The sequence below is a fragment of the Micromonospora sp. WMMD708 genome, assembly GCF_049315245.1.
Classification (GTDB): Bacteria; Actinomycetota; Actinomycetes; order Mycobacteriales; family Micromonosporaceae; genus Micromonospora; species Micromonospora wenchangensis.
Window position 1 is genome coordinate 1,082,639 of sequence record NZ_CP186060.1, and the last position, 16,004, is coordinate 1,098,642.

The following is a 16,004-nucleotide window of genomic DNA, read 5'->3' on the forward strand; positions in this document are numbered from 1 at the left end:
AGCGGCGATCGCGCAGCCGGCAGCCGGCCCCACGGGGCCGCTGACAGCAAACGTGGACCGGGCTTTCAGCTGGTACTCAGGCATTCGTGACACTTTCGACTCACGACATGGAATCCCCGACCCGTCTCGACTGTTGTGCAGGTGTCAGCACCGGCGGGCAGCAGGGGCGTTGCACGGGGGAGGGCTGATGGACGTGGGGATGGCAAGGAACCGGGCAACCGGCGCGAGCGAGGGGACCGTGGACACCGTGGACAAGAACATCGGCATGCGAACCGACGAGGTCGCCGAGGAGCGTGACCTGGTCGGCGTCTACCTTCACGAGATCTCCCGGACGCCACTGCTGGACGCCGCCAAGGAGGTCGACCTCTCCAAGGCGATCGAGGCCGGCCTCTACGCCGAGCACCTGCTCGGCGAGGACCGCGTCCCCGCCGGGGTCGACCGGGACGACCTGGAGCGGCTGGTCGTCGAGGGGGAGCGGGCGAAGGACCTCTTCATCCGGGCCAACCTGCGGCTGGTCGTGTCGATCGCCCGCCGGTACGTGCGCTCCGGGATGCCCATGCTGGACCTGATCCAGGAGGGCAACACCGGTCTGGTGCGTGCGGTCGAGAAGTTCGACTACGAGCGGGGCTACAAGTTCTCCACCTACGCCACCTGGTGGATCCGGCAGGCGATCAGCCGGGCCATCGCGCAGCAGGAACGCACCGTCCGGCTGCCCGTGCACCTGGTCGAGGACGTCAACCGGATGCGTAACGTGGCCCGGCAGCTCACCCGTGAGCTGGGTGGCGACCCGGAGCCGGAGCAGATCGCGGCCGCCCTCGGTGTCACCGTCGAGCGGGTCAACGAGCTGGTCCGCTGGTCGCAGGACACGGTGTCGCTGGACACCCCGGTCGGCGACGACGGCGACACCAACCTCGGTGACCTGGTCGCCGACAGCGACGCCCCGTCCCCGGAGGACATCGTCCTCACCGGGTTGGAGCGGCAGCGCATCGAGGGCCTGCTCAACCACCTCGACGACCGGTCCGCCGGCATCATGCGGGCCCGGTACGGCCTGGAGGACGGGCGGGAGCACTCGCTGACCGAGGTCGCGTCCCGGTTCTCGCTGTCCCGGGAGCGCATCCGCCAGCTGGAGATCCAGGCGCTCGGCCGGCTGCGTGAGCTGGCCCGCGCGGAGGGCCTCCAGGCGGCCTGAGCTGGTAGTAATGACGGCGAACGGCCGGCGTCCGATAGGGGGACGCCGGCCGTTCGCCGTTGCCGTGCCGGTCAGCGGACCCGGCCGTAGCCGGCGATGCTCATCATGTTCATCTTCCGCTTGAGCACGTTGCGCCCGGCACTCGGCGCGTCGATCACCTGACCGCTGCCGACGTAGAGCGCGACGTGCCCCAGCCCCGAGTAGAAGACCAGGTCACCGGGGCGCAGCTCGCTACGGCTGACCCGGGAGGTGGCGTTCCACTGCATCGCCGCGTTGTGCGGCAGCCGCTTGCCGGCGGCACGCCAGGCGGCGAGCGTCAGGCCGGAGCAGTCGTACCCGCCGGGCCCCTCGGCCCCCCAGACGTACGGCTTGCCGATCGCGCCGTAGGCGTACCGGACGGCAGCCCCGGCGCCGCCGGAGACGGCCGGCGTGTCGGAGGTGTCGGGTGGCGCGGCGCTCTTCGGCTTCTTCACCGGCGCCTCGGTCGCCCGACCGTACGCCGCCCGCCGCATCTCGTAGAGCTCCGCCAGATCCTGCTCGATCCGCTTCTTGGTCCTGGTGAGCGCCTTCGACTGGGCGGCCTGCCTGGCGAGCGTCGCGTCCAGCTTGGCCTTCTGGTCGAGCAGCGCCCGCTGGTCGGCGGTGTACCCGTCGATCTGCTGTTGCCGGTGCCGGGTGAGCTGGTCGAGGGTGCCGAGCCGGTCGACAAGCGAGCCGCCGGCCGGGTCGAGGATCGCCTCGGCCGTCCGCAACCCACCGGTCTTGTACGCGGTGGCCGCGATCTCGCCCACCGCCGCCCGGCTCTGGGCGGCCTGGACCTCCAGCGGGCCGATCCGCGCTTGCAGTCCGGCCGCGGTGGCCTGGTTCGTCTTTATCTCCTCGTTGAGCTTGTTGTACGACTCGACGATCCGTTCCAGCTCGGCCGAGGACCGCTCGATCCGGGCGGTGAGGTCGGCGACCGAGGGCTCGGCCCGGACCGGGGCCGACGGGGCGGTCAACGCGGCCGACAGGCCGGCGACCACCAGGGTGCGCAGCAGCATCCGTAAGGACGACAAGAGCGGAAGACTCCTCTCCCACCGGTCACCGGAGGATGCTGAGCCCCCGGCGACACCGGCCCGGGCCCGTCCGGGTGGACGGCCGTGTACCGAGCCGGCCCGATCAACCTAACCTGTGGCGGGAGTGACGCGCAGACAAAGCAGCGGCGAATGTTGGGCGAGCGCTCCGGCGGGTCGTTGTGGCAGGTGACACCGCTGATCCGGGGTGGACGGCCGGCGACCGGGTTCTGCGAGGTAGGCGAGGAAGGTCTGATTCGTCGTTCCAGACGGATACCGGCGTGGAACGCGCGCTAATAGTCGGATAAAACCGGAATGGTGGTCAGATGCCGGCGACGTAGGGACGTCGCGCTCGCCGGATGTGTCGGAAATCGGAGAGCGGCCGGGGTGGGCCGGCACCAGAATGGAGCCCCGGCCGGGAATCCCGCCGTACGCAGGTGGCGTGGTGGTGGGCGACCGGCTCCGTCGGCCCCCGGGAGGACGCCGTGCAGGCAGACCGCGCCAGCACCCGACCGCCACACTGGTCCCGACCGACCACCCTGCTCTACGCCCGGCCCGGCATCGTGGTGACCACCGTGCGGTTCACCGCCGGGCGCAGCAGCTACGCCGTCGCCGACCTCACCCACCTGCGGACCGGCCGCGGGCCGCACGACCGGCTCGCCGTCCGGGTCGTCACCTGCGCCGCCGTCGGGGCGGGCACCGTCGGCGTCCTGCTCGGCTTCACCGGCGGGCTGGAACGACTCACCGCCGGGGCGTACCTGGCGCTGGGCGTGGTGTGCCTACTGCCCGTGCTGCTGGTGCTGCTCGGCGACCGCTGGCGGCCCCCGGCGTACGAGCTGTACGGCCACTGCCACGGCACGGAGCTGCTGCTGTTCAGCAGCGACGACCGGGAGCAGTTCGAGCAGGTGGTCGACGCCCTGCACCGGGCCCGGGAGCAGCACCGCTACCCCGACGCGGACGACGCGTCACCCACCGCCACCTACTGGCGACCGGCCCGCTGAGGCCGCAGCCCGCGCCGCCCCCGGATGCGGCCGGGCCGGACACCCGGCCCCAGCGCGGCCCGGTCGGCGGCCGGTTCCGGCTCAGCGACCCACCGGCTCCGGCGTACGGGTCGGCGCGGTGGCGGCCAGTTCGCGGGTCACCTTGCGCTCCGCGACGAACGACACGAAGGGCACCGTACCGGCGAGCATCACCAGCAGCATCCGCTTGAGCGGCCAGTCCAGCCGCCGGCCCAGGTCGAAGGTGGCGGCCAGGTAGAGCAGGTAGAGCCAGCCGTGCGCGGTGCCGACGACGGCCACCACGATCGGCTCGTCGAACACGTACTTCAGTGGCATGCCGATCAGCACCAGCACGGCCAGCGCCACGCCCACGATCCAGGCGATCACGCGGTACCGGGTAAGGGCTCCGCCCACCGTCGTCCGTCCTTCCGACCGGCCTCAGCCGGGATAGTCGCCGGGCCTCGCGCCCGGGTTGTCGTTCAACCAGGTCAGGTAGCGGTTGTACGCGGCCAGGTCGGCGTCGTCCGCGCCGTCGACCTGGGTCGCCGGCACCCGGGCGACCCGCACCGGACGCCGTACCACCGGGGTGCCCGGATCGGGGGCGGCCGGCCCGGTCGGTGCCGCCCCGGCCGGCGGGGGAACGGCGTCGGGGGCGCGCAGCGCGTGCCGGACCTCCCGCCACCAGACGAAGACCACGAAACCGGCGAAGATCGGCCACTCCACCGCGTACGCCCAGCTCAGCGTGTTACCGGAAGCGGCCCGGCTGATCTGCCACCAACCCAGTGCCAGGAATCCCGTGACCAGGACGACCAGGGCCACGTGGCGGACGATCCACGCCGGTGTCCAGAGCCGCTTCATGCCGTCGAGGGTACCGGCAGGACCCGGCGTCTCCGACGCGACGTCGTAGTCGCCGCGCCGCCGGGGTCCGCCGCCGCCGCGCCGCTGGTTTGGTGCCAGCCCGACGGGGCAACCGTCTAGACAGCCAGACCAGTCGAACCCGAGGGGGCGACATGACCGAATCAGTACACCGCTCCGACGACTCCAGCACCGAACAGCGGCTGCCGCAATGGGATGGTGACCACGCCCACCGCGCCGCCACCGTGGTCACCGAGACCGACGGCGAGCTGCTCGGGGTGGACCCGGCGGACCTCGCCGACGACGACCTGATCCGCGAGTTGCGCAGCCTGCACCGCACCCGGCTCGACACGCTGCGGCACGCCGCCGACTCGGCGCTCGCCAACCACCTGCGCCGTACCGCGGAGCTGGAGACCGAGTACCTGGCCCGGCACCCCGGCCGCGAGGTGGATCCGCACCGCCTCCGGGACGCCTGATGGGCACCCGCGCCGAGCGCGGCATGTCCGCGCCGCCGGAGGTGGTGTTCAGCACCGCCACCGACCCCGAGCGGATCGACGCCTGGCTGCCCGGGGCGCTGCGGACCGACGGCCCGACCCCGAGCAGCCGCTCCGACGACGAACTGCGCGCCCGCTGGGACGGCCCGGACGGCGCGGCCGAGCTGCGGGTCGCCCCGGCCGACGCCGGTGGGGCCCGGGTCCGGCTGGACCTGCCCGCCGGCGCGGACGCCGGACTGGCCGACGAATCGCTGGCCAACCTGGAACGTGAGGTCGCCGAGAACCTGACCGCGGGTTGACCCCACCCGCCCACCCCGACGCGCCGTACCCGACGGTGCGGCCCACGAACGAGGAGACCCGGTGACCGACGGTGGTCTGAAGCAGAAGGTGGCGCGGTTGCGCCAGGCGTACGCGCCGCACGAGCACCGGCCGCTGGGCGGCTACCTGGCCGCGATGGGCACCTACGCCGGGGTGACGGCCTCCATCGCGGCGCTGGTGAAGGCCACCGGCCGGCCGGTGCCCGAACGCCCTGCCCCGGCCGACGTGGTGCTGCTCGCCGTCGCCACCCACAAGCTGAGCCGGCTGCTGTCCAAGGACGCGGTGACCAGCCCGCTGCGGGCCCCGTTCACCCGCTACGACCGGCCGATCGGCAGCGGCGAGGTGATGGAACAGGTCCGCGACCAGGGCAGCTCCACCCGGCACGCGATCGGTGAGCTGCTCAGCTGCCCGTTCTGCCTGGCCGTCTGGGTGGCCACCGGGCTCACCGGCGGCCTGGTGCTGGCCCCCCGGCTGACCCGGCTGGTGGCGACCGCGCTGACCGCCGTCGCCGCGTCCGACTTCCTCCAGATGGGGTACGCGGTGGCGCAGCAGGCCGCCGAGGGCGGGCGGCACGACGAGCGGTGACCACGCGGAAGGGGCCGGCGGATCGTGTCCGCCGGCCCCTTTCCGTCATCCGTCGCCGCCCGCTCAGGTGGGGGTGGTGCCGTGGTCCTCGCCGGCCCAGCCGCGCGACGCCTCCGGTTCCCGCTCGTCGGCGTCCGCGCCGGTGATCACGTCGCGGTCGACCGCGGTCCGGTCGTGCTCGTTGGCGAAGTCCGGTTCGGGCAGGGTGTCCCGCCCCTCGGGGGGTTGGCCGAGGGCGGGCATCCGCTCGTGGTGTTCGGTCTGGTCGGACATCTCGATCTCCTCTCGCCGGCGTCGCCGGTCAGCCCACCGACCCGCCCAGCAGGTCGGCCACCTCGTCCACCGCGTACTCCCCCTCGGGGAGGGCGGCGACCCGGGTGAGCAGCTCCGCCGGCAGGTCCGCGCTGACCGCCGAGCGGTAGATGTCGGCCTGGCTGAGCCGTTCCTGGCCGTGGTAGATCTCGTCCAGCAGCTCGTCGAGCTGCCGGAGGTCCGGCTGGGCGGTCCCGGGCAGGTCGTCGGGCACGGCGGCGTCGTCGGTCACCCCGCCCTGCTACCCGGGGTCGAAACGGTCAAACCCGTCAGGCCGGGGTGGGCAGGGTGGCCCGGCGGGCCCGCACCGCGACGGCGAGCCGCTCCAGCACCTCGGCCGTGGTGTCCCAGCCGATGCAGGCGTCGGTGACCGACCGGCCGTAGGTCAGCTCGCGGGTCGGGTCCAGGTCCTGGCGGCCCTCCAGCAGGAAACTCTCCAGCATGATGCCGACGATGCCGCGCTGCCCGGCGGCGAGTTGGGCGGCCACGTCGTCGGCCACCTTCGGCTGGTTGCGGTGGTCCTTGCCGCTGTTGGCGTGGCTGGCGTCGACGACCAGCCGCTCCGGCAGCCCGGCCGCCCGCAGCAGGTCCAACGCCCCGGCCACCGATTCGGCGTCGTAGTTGGGTCGGCCCCCGCCGCCGCGCAGCACCAGGTGCCCGTCGGCGTTGCCCCGGGTGTGCATGATCGCCGGGGTGCCCGAAACGTCGATGCCGGGGAAGACGTGCGGCACCCCGGCGGCCCGGATCGCGTCCACGGCGGTGCCGATGCTGCCGTCGGGGCGGTTCTTCATGCCGATCGGCATGGACAGGCCGGAGGCGAGCTGCCGGTGCACCTGGCTCTCCACCGTCCGGGCCCCGATCGCGCCCCAGGCCACCGTGTCGGCGATGTACTGCGGGGTGATCGGGTCGAGGAACTCGCAGCCCACCGGGAGCCCCAGCCGGACCACGTCGCGCAGCAGCGCCCGCGCGGTACGCAGGCCGGTGTTCACGTCACCGGAGCCGTCGAGCGCCGGATCGTTGATCAGGCCCTTCCAGCCGACCGTGGAGCGCGGCTTCTCGAAGTAGACCCGCATCACCACCAACAGGTCCTCGGCGTGCCGGTCGGCGGCCTCGCGCAGCAGGTGCGCGTACTCCAGCGCCGCCGCCGGGTCGTGCACCGAGCACGGGCCGACCACCACCAGCAGCCGGTCGTCGGCGCGGTCGAGCACCCGGCCGACGTCGCGCCGGCCGGCCAGCACGGCTGAGGCCAGCGGCGGGTCCAGGGGCAGCTCGTGCAGGAGCAGGGCGGGGGTGGTCAGCGGCACGACACGGTCGATCCGTTGGTCGATGACCGCGCCGTTGTCCGGGGTCGGCCCGTTGTCCGGGGTCGTCACGGTGGGATTCCTTCCGCCGACCGTGCCCGGGGCCGGTGCCCGGGTCGAGCCGGCTGCTCGTAAACAGAAGGGCAGGTAGCTCGAAGGCTCCTGCCCGGCCGGCTCGAAACGCGGTGACGTCAGCTCATGGTGAGGTCACCGGCTCCGCAGCCGGCTGCCTAAACCATGGATACGTACGCGTCACGCCGACAAGCGTACCCGAGGCGGAGGCAAGGACTCATCCACCCGTCGGCTGACCCTCGCCTGACGTTCACCTCCGTCACTGCCACCGTCGGTAACTTCGGCGGCACCGCTCGCATCCCCCGGAGGTTCCCCATGGACCGTCGTACCGTCCTGCGCGCCACCGTCGCCGGTGGGGCCGCCGCCTTCGCCGGCAGCCTCTGGTCCGGCGCGGCGTCGGCCGCACCGGCCCAGCCGGGCACCGGTCCCTACGGGCCGCCCGGCACCGCCGACGGCAACGGCATCCAGCTCCCCGCCGGCTTCACCAGCCGGGTGATCGCCCGCTCCCGGCAGGTGGTGCCGGGCACCTCGTACACCTGGCATCCCGCGCCCGACGGCGGGGCCTGCTTCGCCGCCGGCACCGGCTGGATCTACGTCTCCAACTCGGAGGTCACCCCCAGCGGCGGCGCGTCGGCGGTGCGGTTCGCCGCCGACGGCACGGTCATTTCGGCGTACCGCATCCTGTCCGGGACCAACCAGAACTGCGCCGGTGGCGCGACGCCGTGGGGCACCTGGTTGTCCTGCGAGGAGATCAGCCGGGGCTTCGTCTACGAGACCTATCCGCAGGGCGGCACCGCCGCGGTACAGCGCCCGGCGCTGGGCCGGTTCAAGCACGAGGCGGCGGCGGCCGACCCGGTCCGTCAGGTGGTCTACCTGACCGAGGACGAGAGCGACGGCTGCTTCTACCGCTTCCGCCCCACCGTCTGGGGCGACCTGTCGGCCGGCACCCTGGAGGTGCTGGTCGCCGGCACCGCCACCAGCGGCGCGGTGAGCTGGGCCCGGGTGCCCGACCCGGACGGCTCGCCGACGGCGACCCGCAACCAGGTCGCCGGGGCGAAGCGGTTCACCGGCGGCGAGGGTTGCTGGTACGCCGACGGCACCTGTTGGTTCACCACCAAGGGCGACAACCGGGTCTGGGCGTACGACGCGGTCGGCCAGCGCATCGACCTGGCGTACGACGACTCGCTGGTGACCGGCGGCACCGCCCCGCTGACCGGGGTGGACAACATCACCGGCACCCGCTCCGGTGACCTCTACGTCGCCGAGGACGGCGGCAACATGGAGATCAACCTGATCACCCCGACCGGGGTGGTGACGCCGTTCCTGCGGATCACCGGGCAGTCCTCGTCGGAGATCACCGGCCCGGCGTTCTCCCCGGACGGCAGCCGGCTCTACTTCTCCTCCCAGCGCGGCACGGCCGGGATCTCCGCCGGCGGGATCACCTACGAGGTGCGCGGCCCGTTCCGCTGACCGGCGGGTCGGCGTGGCGGGCGGGCCGACGGGGTAACAGGGTGCCCATGACCCACGAGCAGAGCGATCAGGACCGGGTGGAGTCCCGGGCCCACCTGCTGCCCGAGGAGGCAGCGGTCGGCAGCGACGACCCGCAGGCCCAGGCCGAGGCGATCCTCGCCGAGTCGGACCTCCGCGAGGCCGACCAGGGGGCCGCCCCCGACACGGTGCTGGAGCACCGGACCTCCGAAGAGACCGTCCCCCCGGTCGAACCCCCCGACTGACCCGTCCCGACCGCTGACCCGCAGGCCCCGGTGGCGACACGTCGCCACCGGGGCGTGGAGATCGGATAGCGTCGGGTCATGCCCGACAGCGGTTACCCCTGGCCCATCGAGACGACCCGACTGGACAACGGCCTGCGCGTGGTGGTGAGCGAGGACCGCACCGCCCCGGCGGTCGCGGTCAACCTCTGGTACGACGTGGGCTCCCGGCACGAGCCGACGGGACAGACCGGCTTCGCCCACCTCTTCGAGCACCTGATGTTCGAGGGCTCGGTCAACGTCGCCAAGACCGAACACATGAAACTGATCCAGGGTGCCGGTGGCTCGCTCAACGCCACCACCAACCCGGACCGGACCAACTACTTCGAGACCGTCCCGGCCGAACACCTGGAACTGGCCCTGTGGCTGGAGGCCGACCGGATGGGCGGGCTGGTCCCCGCGCTCACCCAGGAGACGCTGGACAACCAGCGGGACGTGGTCAAGAACGAGCGGCGGCAACGCTACGAGAACGTCCCGTACGGCGACGCCTGGCTGCGGCTGCTCCCGCTGCTCTACCCGCCGGGGCACCCGTACCACCACGCGACGATCGGGTCGATGGCCGACCTGAACGCCGCCGACCTGGCCACCTTCCAGGCGTTCCACCAGACCTACTACGCGCCCGACAACGCCGTGCTGACCGTGGTCGGCGACGCCACCGCCGCCGAGGTGTTCACGCTGGCGCAGCGGTACTTCGGGGCGATCCCGGCCCGCGGTGACATCCCCGCCGCACCGGACGGGCACACCGTCGCCGGCACCGGCCGACCCGTCGTCGAGACGGTCACCGCCGACGTGCCGGCCGCCCGGGTCTACGTCGCGCACCGCACCCACCCGTTCGGCAGTCCCGGCTACGACGTGGCCACGGTGGCCGCCACCGTGCTCGGCAGCGGCCGGGGCAGCCGGCTCTACCAGCGCCTCGCCGACGGCGAACGGCTCGCCCAGCCCGACCTGGTCGGGGCGTACGGGGTGGACCTGGCGCACGCCCCGGCGCCGGTGATCGCCACCGCCACCGCCCGCCCCGGGGTGAGCGCGCAACAGCTCGCCGCCGGGGTCGCCGAGGTGGTCGACGAACTCGCCACCGTGCCGGTCACCGCCGCCGAACTGGACCGGGCCAAGGCGCTGCTCAGCACCGCCTGGTGGCGGCAGATGTCCACCGTGGACGGCCGGGCCGACGCGCTCGGCCGGTACGCCACCCAGTTCGGCGACCCGGCGAGGACCGCCGACCGGCTGCCCGGCTGGCTGTCGGTGACCGCCGGGCAGATCGCCGAGTTGGCCGCCGACGTGCTCACCCCGGCCGACCGGGTGACCCTGACCTACCTGCCGGAGGAGACCCGATGACGCTGATCACCACCCGGCCGGGTCCGGGCACCGCCCGCCCGTACCGGTTCCCGACCGTGGTCCGGCGGGACGTCGCCGGTGGCCGGGTGGTCGCCGCGCACCTGCCCGGCCAGAACCTCGCCGTCGCGCTGCTGCTGCTCGACGCGGGCGCCGGCCGGGAACCGGTCGGCAAGGAGGGCCTCGGCGCGGTGCTGGCCAAGGCGCTGGAGGAGGGCACCGCGCAGCGGGACGCCACCGGGTACGCGCTCGCCGTCGAGGGCCTCGGCACCGAACTGGTCACCGGGCTGGACTGGGACAGCTTCCAGGTCAGCGTCCAGGTGCCGGTGGACCGGCTCGGCGCGGCGGTCGAGCTGCTCGCCGAGGCGGTGCGGACGCCCCGGCTCGACCCCGACGACGTGCGCCGGGTCCGCGACGACGAGGCGACCGCGCTGCGGATGGACTGGGCCAACCCCGGCCCCCGCGCCGACGCGGTGCTGCGCGCCGACCTGTTCGGCGCGGACAACCGGTGGGGCCGTCCGCTCTACGGCGACCCCGCCTCGGTGGCCGCGCTGGACGTGGAGGACGTCACGGTCTTCCACTCCGAGTGGTTCCTGCGCCCCGGCACCCTGATCGTCGCCGGTGACCTGGACCGCCTCGACCTCGACGCGCTGGGCGCGGCGGCGTTCGCCGGCACCGGCGGCGGCCCCGCCGAACAGGGCGGCCCGATCGAGGTGCCGCTGCCCGCCGGGCGGCGGATCATCCTGGTGGACCGGCCCGGGTCGGTGCAGTCCACGCTGCGGCTGGGCCACCCGGCGCCGCACCGCGCCCACCCCGACCACGTGCCTATGACGCTCGCCGGCACCGTGCTGGGCGGGGCGTTCACCTCCCGGCTCAACCACCTGATCCGCGAGGTACGCGGCTACACCTACGGGATCCGGGGCGACTTCGCCTCGTCCCGCCGGTTCGGCCGGTTCGCGGTCAGCTCCGGGGTGCAGACGGCGGTGACCGCGCCGGCCCTGGTCGAGGCGGTCGGCGAGATCAGCCGTACCCGGGCCGGCGGGGTGACCGAGGACGAGCTGGCGGTGGCCCGGTCCTGGCGGGCCGGGCAGCTCTCGGTCGAGTTGCAGAGCCCCCGGGCGATCGCCTCGGCGTTGACCACCCTGGTCGTGCACGACCTGCCCGACGACTACCACGCCCGGTTGCGGGAGGCGCTGCTGGCCGCCGACGTCGAGCAGGTCTCCGCGGCCGCCGCCACCCACCTGCATCCGGAGGCGTTGACCCTGGTCATCGAGGGCGACGCGGCGGCGATCCGGGACGAACTGGTCGCCTCCGGGCTCGGCGAGGTGACCGACCACGTCGGCTGACCGGCGTCGGCGCGACCGGGGCGGTGTGATTCCGGTCGCGCCGCCCCGTCAGCGCCGGGTCGGACCGGCGGCGCGGATGCTGCGGCCGGACGGCCCGGCCACGGCCGATCTTCCGGGGCGTCGGGGCGTACCGTCGGGTGGTTTCCGGTACGGCGACCGGCACGGGCGGTGACCGGACGGGCGGGCCGCGACCCGGGCGGTGGGAAAGGCTTCCCGGTCCGGGCCTGCGGCTGGGTAGCCTCGCGGGCATGAGGATCGGCATTGTGGGAGCCACCGGCCAGGTCGGTGGGGTCATGCGGCAGGTGCTGGCGGAACGCGGGTTCCCGGCGGAGCAGGTGCGGTTGTTCGCCTCGGCCCGGTCGGCCGGGCGTGCCCTGCCCTGGCGGGACGGCGAGGTCACCGTGGAGGACGCGGCCACGGCCGACTACTCCGGGCTGGACATCGTGCTGTTCTCCGCCGGCAAGGGCACCGCGAAGGAGCTGGCCCCCCGGGTCGCCGCGACCGGCGCGGTGGTGATCGACAACTCGTCCGCGTTCCGGACCGACCCGCAGGTGCCGCTGGTCGTCGCCGAGGTCAACCCGCACGCCCTGGCCGACCGGCCGAAGGGCATCGTCGCCAACCCGAACTGCACCACGATGGCCGCGATGCCGGTGCTGCGCCCGCTGCACGACGAGGCCGGCCTGGTCAGCCTGGTCGTCGCCACCTACCAGGCGGTCTCCGGGGCCGGCCTGGCCGGTGTCGCCGAGCTGGACGAGCAGGTCCGCAAGGTCGTCGAGGGGGCCACCGCGCTGACCCACGACGGGTCGGCCGTCGAGTTCCCCGCGCCGCGCTCGTTCGCCCGGCCGATCGCCTTCAACGTGCTCCCGCTGGCCGGTTCGATCGTCGACGACGGCTCGTTCGAGACCGACGAGGAGCAGAAGCTGCGCAACGAGAGCCGCAGGATCCTGGAGATCCCCGAGCTGAAGGTCTCCGGCACCTGCGTCCGGGTGCCCGTGTTCACCGGCCACTCGTTGCAGATCAATGCCCGGTTCGCCAGGCCGATCACCCCGCAGCGGGCCCGGGAACTGCTCGACGGCGCGCCGGGGGTGGCGCTGTCGGACGTCCCGACGCCGTTGCAGGCGGCCGGTCAGGACCCGACGTACGTGGGCCGGCTGCGCGCCGACGAGACCGTCGAGCACGGCCTCGCGCTGTTCTGCTCCAACGACAACCTGCGCAAGGGCGCGGCACTGAACGCGGTGCAGCTCGCCGAGCTGGTCGCCGCCGAACTGCGCTGAGCAGCGTGTTACCTGCTCGGGGCCGGCGGGTAGACCGCCGTGCCGACACCGAGAGGGGAGCACCATGACAACGGTCGGAGAGTTCATGACGACCCGGTTGGTGACGATGGACGGCAACGACACCCTCGCCGCCGCCGCGCAGGAGATGCGGGACAGCGCGATCGGCGACGTGGTGGTGACCAGCGGCGACGACGTCGTCGGAATCGTGACGGACCGGGACATCACCGTCCGGGGCGTCGCCGAGGACCTCGACCCGAACCGCACCCGGCTCCAGGAGATCACCAGCCGGGACGTGATCACGGTCAGCCAGTACGACGACGCGGTCGCCGCCGCCGACCTGATGCGCACCTACGCCGTACGCCGGCTGCCGGTGGTCGACGACGGTCGGCTGGTAGGCCTGGTGTCGATGGGTGACCTCGCGGTGGAGCGGGAACCCCAGTCGGTGCTCGCCGACATCAGCGCCGACGAACCCAACAACTGACGTCCGCCCCACCGACGCCGGCCCCCGGAACTCATCCGGGGGCCGGCGTCGTCGTGCGCGCCGGTCGGGCTCACCCGATCCGGGCGAGGTTGACGCCGGGCGGGGCGGGGACCCCGTGCGGGTACCGGCAGGTCGATGCCGGGCACCGGCAGGTCGAGGCGACGACGGGGGAGAGGGCCCGATGGTGGACGCGACCACGAGGTTCTTCGAGAGCCTGAACCGGCGGGATCACGAGCCGCTGCTGGACAAGGCGGCCGGGACACTGCGTTTCGATCTGCACGAGGGGGCGCAGACCACCCACTGGCTGCTGCGGGTGGACCGGGGGAAGCTCACGGTCAACCAGGAGGACCGGGAGGCCGACACGGTCATCGGCACCACGCCGGCGCTGTTCGAGGAGATGGCCGCGGGGCGGGAGAACGGCCTGGCGGCGTTGCTGCGCGGCGACATGACGGTCACCGGTGACGCCCGGTTGGTGGTGCAGATCGAACGGATCTTCCCGGGTTCCCCGGACGCACAGGGGCCGCGCCGGCTCCAGCATCGGGAGGTGCGGTGATGGGACAGACCAACACGATCCGGATCCTGGACGGCAACACGTTCGTCGTCTCCGAGGAGACCGGTGACATCGAGGCCACGCCGACCGAGCCGACCGGGCTGTTCTCCCTGGACATGCGGTTCCTGTCCCGCTGGGTGCTGACCGTCAACGGGGAACGGCTCAACGCGCTGTCCTACGACGACCTCCAGTACTTCGAGGCGCGGTTCTTCCTGGTGCCCGGGATGGCCACCCACTACGTCGACGCCAAGCTGTCGATCATCCGGGAGCGCGCGGTCGGCGGCAGCTTCCGCGAGAAACTGACCATCCTCAACCACGACGAGAAGGCGGTCGACCTGGAGATCCGGATGGACGCCGGGGCCGACTTCGCCGACCTCTTCCAGGTCAAGGACGAGATCCTCAACAAGAAGGGCGAGTTGTACGCCGAGGCCGGGTCCGACCGGCTGCGGCTGGGCTACCGGCGGGGCAACTTCGTACGGGAGACGGTCATCTCGTCGTCCCGACCGGCCCGCTACGACCGCAACGGGTTCGCCTACTCGGTGCACCTGGAGCCCAACGAGCAGTGGACCGCCGATATCGACGTGCAGACCTTCGCGATCGGCCCCGGCGGGCGTGACCTGCGGCTCGGGGTGACCGCGCACGGCCACGAACGGCTCGCCCTCCAGCAGGATCTGGAAGAGTGGATCGCCAAGGCCCCGAAGGTCAACAGCGAGCACGACCGGGTGGCCGCCACCTACCGGCGCAGCCTGATCGACCTGGCGGCGCTGCGGTTCGCGCCGCTGTCACTCGGCGGCCAGACCCTGCCCGCCGCCGGCCTGCCCTGGTTCATGACCATGTTCGGCCGGGACAGCATCCTGACCTGCCTGCAGGTGCTGCCGTTCGCCCCGGAACTGTCCAAGACCACGCTGCGCATCCTGGCGTCGCTACAGGGCAGCCGGTTCGACGACTTCCGCGACGAGGACCCGGGCCGCATCCTGCACGAGATGCGCTACGGCGAGACGGCCGCGTTCGAGGAGCAGCCGCACTCGCCGTACTACGGTTCGGTGGACGCCACCCCGCTGTTCGTCGTCCTGCTCGACGAGTACGAGCGGTGGAGTGGTGACGTCGCCCTGGTCAAGGAGCTGGAACGGGAGTGCCGGGCCGCGCTGAAGTGGATCGACGACTACGCCGACCTCGCCGGCAACGGCTACATCTGGTACGAGCGGCGTAACACCGAGACCGGCCTGGAGAACCAGTGCTGGAAGGACTCCTGGGACTCCATCTCGTACGCCGACGGCAGCCTGCCGCCGTTCCCCCGGGCCACCTGCGAGGTGCAGGGGTACGCGTACGACGCCAAGCTGCGGGCGGCCCGGATGGCGCGGGAGTTCTGGGGCGACCCGGCGTTCGCCGACCGGCTGGAACAGGAGGCCGCGGCGCTCAAGGAGCGCTTCAACCGGGACTGGTGGGTGGCCGACGGGGAGTTCTACGCCCTGGCCCTGGACCCGGACGGCCGGCAGTGCGACGTGCTCAGTTCCAACATCGGGCACCTGCTGTGGAGCGGGATCGTCGACCACGACCGGGCCGAGAAGATCGCCCGGCACATGGTCGGGCCCCGGCTGTTCACCGGCTGGGGCGTGCGCACCCTCGCCGAGGGTGAGGTGCGGTACAACCCGATCGGCTACCACAACGGCACGATCTGGCCGTTCGACAATTCGTTCATCGCCTGGGGGCTGCGCCGGTACGGCTTCGCCGAGGAGGCCGCCACGATCGCCAGCGGCATCCTCGACGCGGCGACGTACTTCGACGGGCGGCTGCCGGAGGCGTTCGGCGGCTATCCCCGGGAGCAGACCAAGTTCCCGGTCGAGTACCCGACGGCGTGCAGCCCGCAGGCCTGGTCGACGGGGGCGCCGCTGCTGCTGCTGCGCACCATGCTCGGCCTGGAGCCGCACGAGGGGCACCTGGCGGTGGAGCCGGTGCTGCCGGTCGGGATGGGACGCATCGAGGTGTTGGACATCCCGGGCCGCTGGGGACGGGTGGACGCCTTCGCCCGCGGCCGCCTCGATCTGCACCAACTGGCCGACTGACGGTGCGGGGTAA

The 16,004-nt window shown here is 73.0% G+C and carries 19 protein-coding genes; 13 read left to right on the plus strand and 6 right to left on the minus strand.

All coding sequences use genetic code 11. From position 1 onward, the window contains the following. Positions 1–199 precede the first annotated feature (199 nt). Positions 200–1,189 carry a sigma-70 family RNA polymerase sigma factor gene (locus ACN260_RS04945; RefSeq protein WP_211291410.1) on the plus strand — a complete coding sequence of 330 codons (990 nt, stop codon included), beginning with the start codon at positions 200–202 and terminating at the stop codon, positions 1,187–1,189. A gap of 71 nt (positions 1,190–1,260) precedes the next feature. On the opposite strand, the gene ACN260_RS04950 is transcribed toward ACN260_RS04945, so the two are convergent. Then, positions 1,261–2,244, minus strand: a complete 984-nt coding sequence (locus ACN260_RS04950) for an NlpC/P60 family protein (protein ID WP_422754894.1) — start codon at positions 2,242–2,244, stop codon at positions 1,261–1,263. Between the two features lie 482 nt (positions 2,245–2,726). On the opposite strand from ACN260_RS04950, the gene ACN260_RS04955 reads away from it, so the two are divergent. Then, positions 2,727–3,242, plus strand: a complete 516-nt coding sequence (locus tag ACN260_RS04955) for a DUF6232 family protein (protein ID WP_422754895.1) — start codon at positions 2,727–2,729, stop codon at positions 3,240–3,242. A gap of 81 nt (positions 3,243–3,323) precedes the next feature. Here ACN260_RS04955 and ACN260_RS04960 read toward each other — a convergent pair whose 3' ends face one another. Both ACN260_RS04960 and ACN260_RS04965 read right to left on the minus strand, forming a co-directional pair. After that, positions 3,324–3,653, minus strand: a complete 330-nt coding sequence (locus tag ACN260_RS04960) for a DUF3817 domain-containing protein (protein ID WP_422754896.1) — start codon at positions 3,651–3,653, stop codon at positions 3,324–3,326. Positions 3,654–3,677: 24 nt separating this feature from the next. Next, positions 3,678–4,097, minus strand: coding sequence for a hypothetical protein (locus ACN260_RS04965; RefSeq protein ID WP_422754897.1), 420 nt, complete (start codon positions 4,095–4,097; stop codon positions 3,678–3,680). 152 nt (positions 4,098–4,249) lie between these two features. Here ACN260_RS04965 and ACN260_RS04970 point away from each other — a divergent pair, with 152 nt between their 5' ends. From ACN260_RS04970 to ACN260_RS04980, 3 genes are all read left to right on the plus strand, one after another. Continuing rightward, on the plus strand, positions 4,250–4,570 hold the full coding sequence (locus tag ACN260_RS04970; RefSeq protein ID WP_422754898.1) for a DUF6158 family protein: 321 nt from the start codon (positions 4,250–4,252) through the stop codon (positions 4,568–4,570). Beyond that, a complete protein-coding gene (locus tag ACN260_RS04975) occupies positions 4,570–4,887 on the plus strand; it encodes a hypothetical protein (protein ID WP_422754899.1) in 318 nt (105 codons plus the stop codon). The genes ACN260_RS04970 and ACN260_RS04975 overlap by 1 nt, the downstream gene beginning before the upstream one ends. Positions 4,888–4,948: 61 nt before the next feature. Then, positions 4,949–5,491, plus strand: a complete 543-nt coding sequence (locus tag ACN260_RS04980; RefSeq protein ID WP_422754900.1) for a DUF1360 domain-containing protein — start codon at positions 4,949–4,951, stop codon at positions 5,489–5,491. 63 nt (positions 5,492–5,554) lie between these two features. Here the strand turns inward: ACN260_RS04980 and ACN260_RS04985 are convergent, their stop codons facing one another. From ACN260_RS04985 to ACN260_RS04995, 3 genes are read right to left on the minus strand one after another with little or no spacing between them, the layout of a single operon-like run. Then, complete coding sequence (locus ACN260_RS04985) at positions 5,555–5,764, minus strand: hypothetical protein (RefSeq protein WP_088642718.1); 210 nt, start codon at positions 5,762–5,764, stop codon at positions 5,555–5,557. A 28-nt stretch (positions 5,765–5,792) separates the two neighbouring features. Then, positions 5,793–6,035: a hypothetical protein gene (locus ACN260_RS04990; protein ID WP_422754901.1), complete on the minus strand. Its 243-nt coding sequence runs from the start codon at positions 6,033–6,035 to the stop codon at positions 5,793–5,795. Positions 6,036–6,072: 37 nt separating this feature from the next. Further along, a complete protein-coding gene (locus ACN260_RS04995) occupies positions 6,073–7,176 on the minus strand; it encodes a 3-deoxy-7-phosphoheptulonate synthase (RefSeq protein WP_422754902.1) in 1,104 nt (367 codons plus the stop codon). A gap of 315 nt (positions 7,177–7,491) precedes the next feature. Between ACN260_RS04995 and ACN260_RS05000 the strand changes: the two genes are divergently transcribed. From ACN260_RS05000 to ACN260_RS05035, 8 genes are all read left to right on the plus strand, one after another. After that, positions 7,492–8,646: an alkaline phosphatase PhoX gene (locus ACN260_RS05000; RefSeq protein WP_422754903.1), complete on the plus strand. Its 1,155-nt coding sequence runs from the start codon at positions 7,492–7,494 to the stop codon at positions 8,644–8,646. A gap of 47 nt (positions 8,647–8,693) precedes the next feature. Next, the gene (locus ACN260_RS05005; protein ID WP_422754904.1) at positions 8,694–8,909 is read left to right on the plus strand and encodes a hypothetical protein; all 216 of its coding nucleotides are present in this window, start codon (positions 8,694–8,696) and stop codon (positions 8,907–8,909) included. A gap of 78 nt (positions 8,910–8,987) precedes the next feature. After that, a complete protein-coding gene (locus tag ACN260_RS05010; RefSeq protein WP_422754905.1) occupies positions 8,988–10,280 on the plus strand; it encodes a M16 family metallopeptidase in 1,293 nt (430 codons plus the stop codon). Beyond that, entirely contained in the window at positions 10,277–11,623 is a 1,347-nt protein-coding gene (locus ACN260_RS05015) for a M16 family metallopeptidase (RefSeq protein ID WP_422754906.1), read from the plus strand. Before ACN260_RS05010 ends, ACN260_RS05015 begins: the two co-directional genes overlap by 4 nt. A 248-nt stretch (positions 11,624–11,871) precedes the next feature. Then, positions 11,872–12,897 carry an aspartate-semialdehyde dehydrogenase gene (locus tag ACN260_RS05020; protein ID WP_422754907.1) on the plus strand — a complete coding sequence of 342 codons (1,026 nt, stop codon included), beginning with the start codon at positions 11,872–11,874 and terminating at the stop codon, positions 12,895–12,897. A gap of 64 nt (positions 12,898–12,961) precedes the next feature. Then, positions 12,962–13,378: a CBS domain-containing protein gene (locus tag ACN260_RS05025; protein ID WP_422754908.1), complete on the plus strand. Its 417-nt coding sequence runs from the start codon at positions 12,962–12,964 to the stop codon at positions 13,376–13,378. 181 nt (positions 13,379–13,559) lie between these two features. Beyond that, a complete protein-coding gene (locus ACN260_RS05030) occupies positions 13,560–13,931 on the plus strand; it encodes an SCP2 sterol-binding domain-containing protein (protein WP_422754909.1) in 372 nt (123 codons plus the stop codon). Next, positions 13,931–15,991 carry a glycogen debranching N-terminal domain-containing protein gene (locus ACN260_RS05035; RefSeq protein ID WP_422754910.1) on the plus strand — a complete coding sequence of 687 codons (2,061 nt, stop codon included), beginning with the start codon at positions 13,931–13,933 and terminating at the stop codon, positions 15,989–15,991. The genes ACN260_RS05030 and ACN260_RS05035 overlap by 1 nt, the downstream gene beginning before the upstream one ends. Positions 15,992–16,004 lie beyond the last annotated feature (13 nt).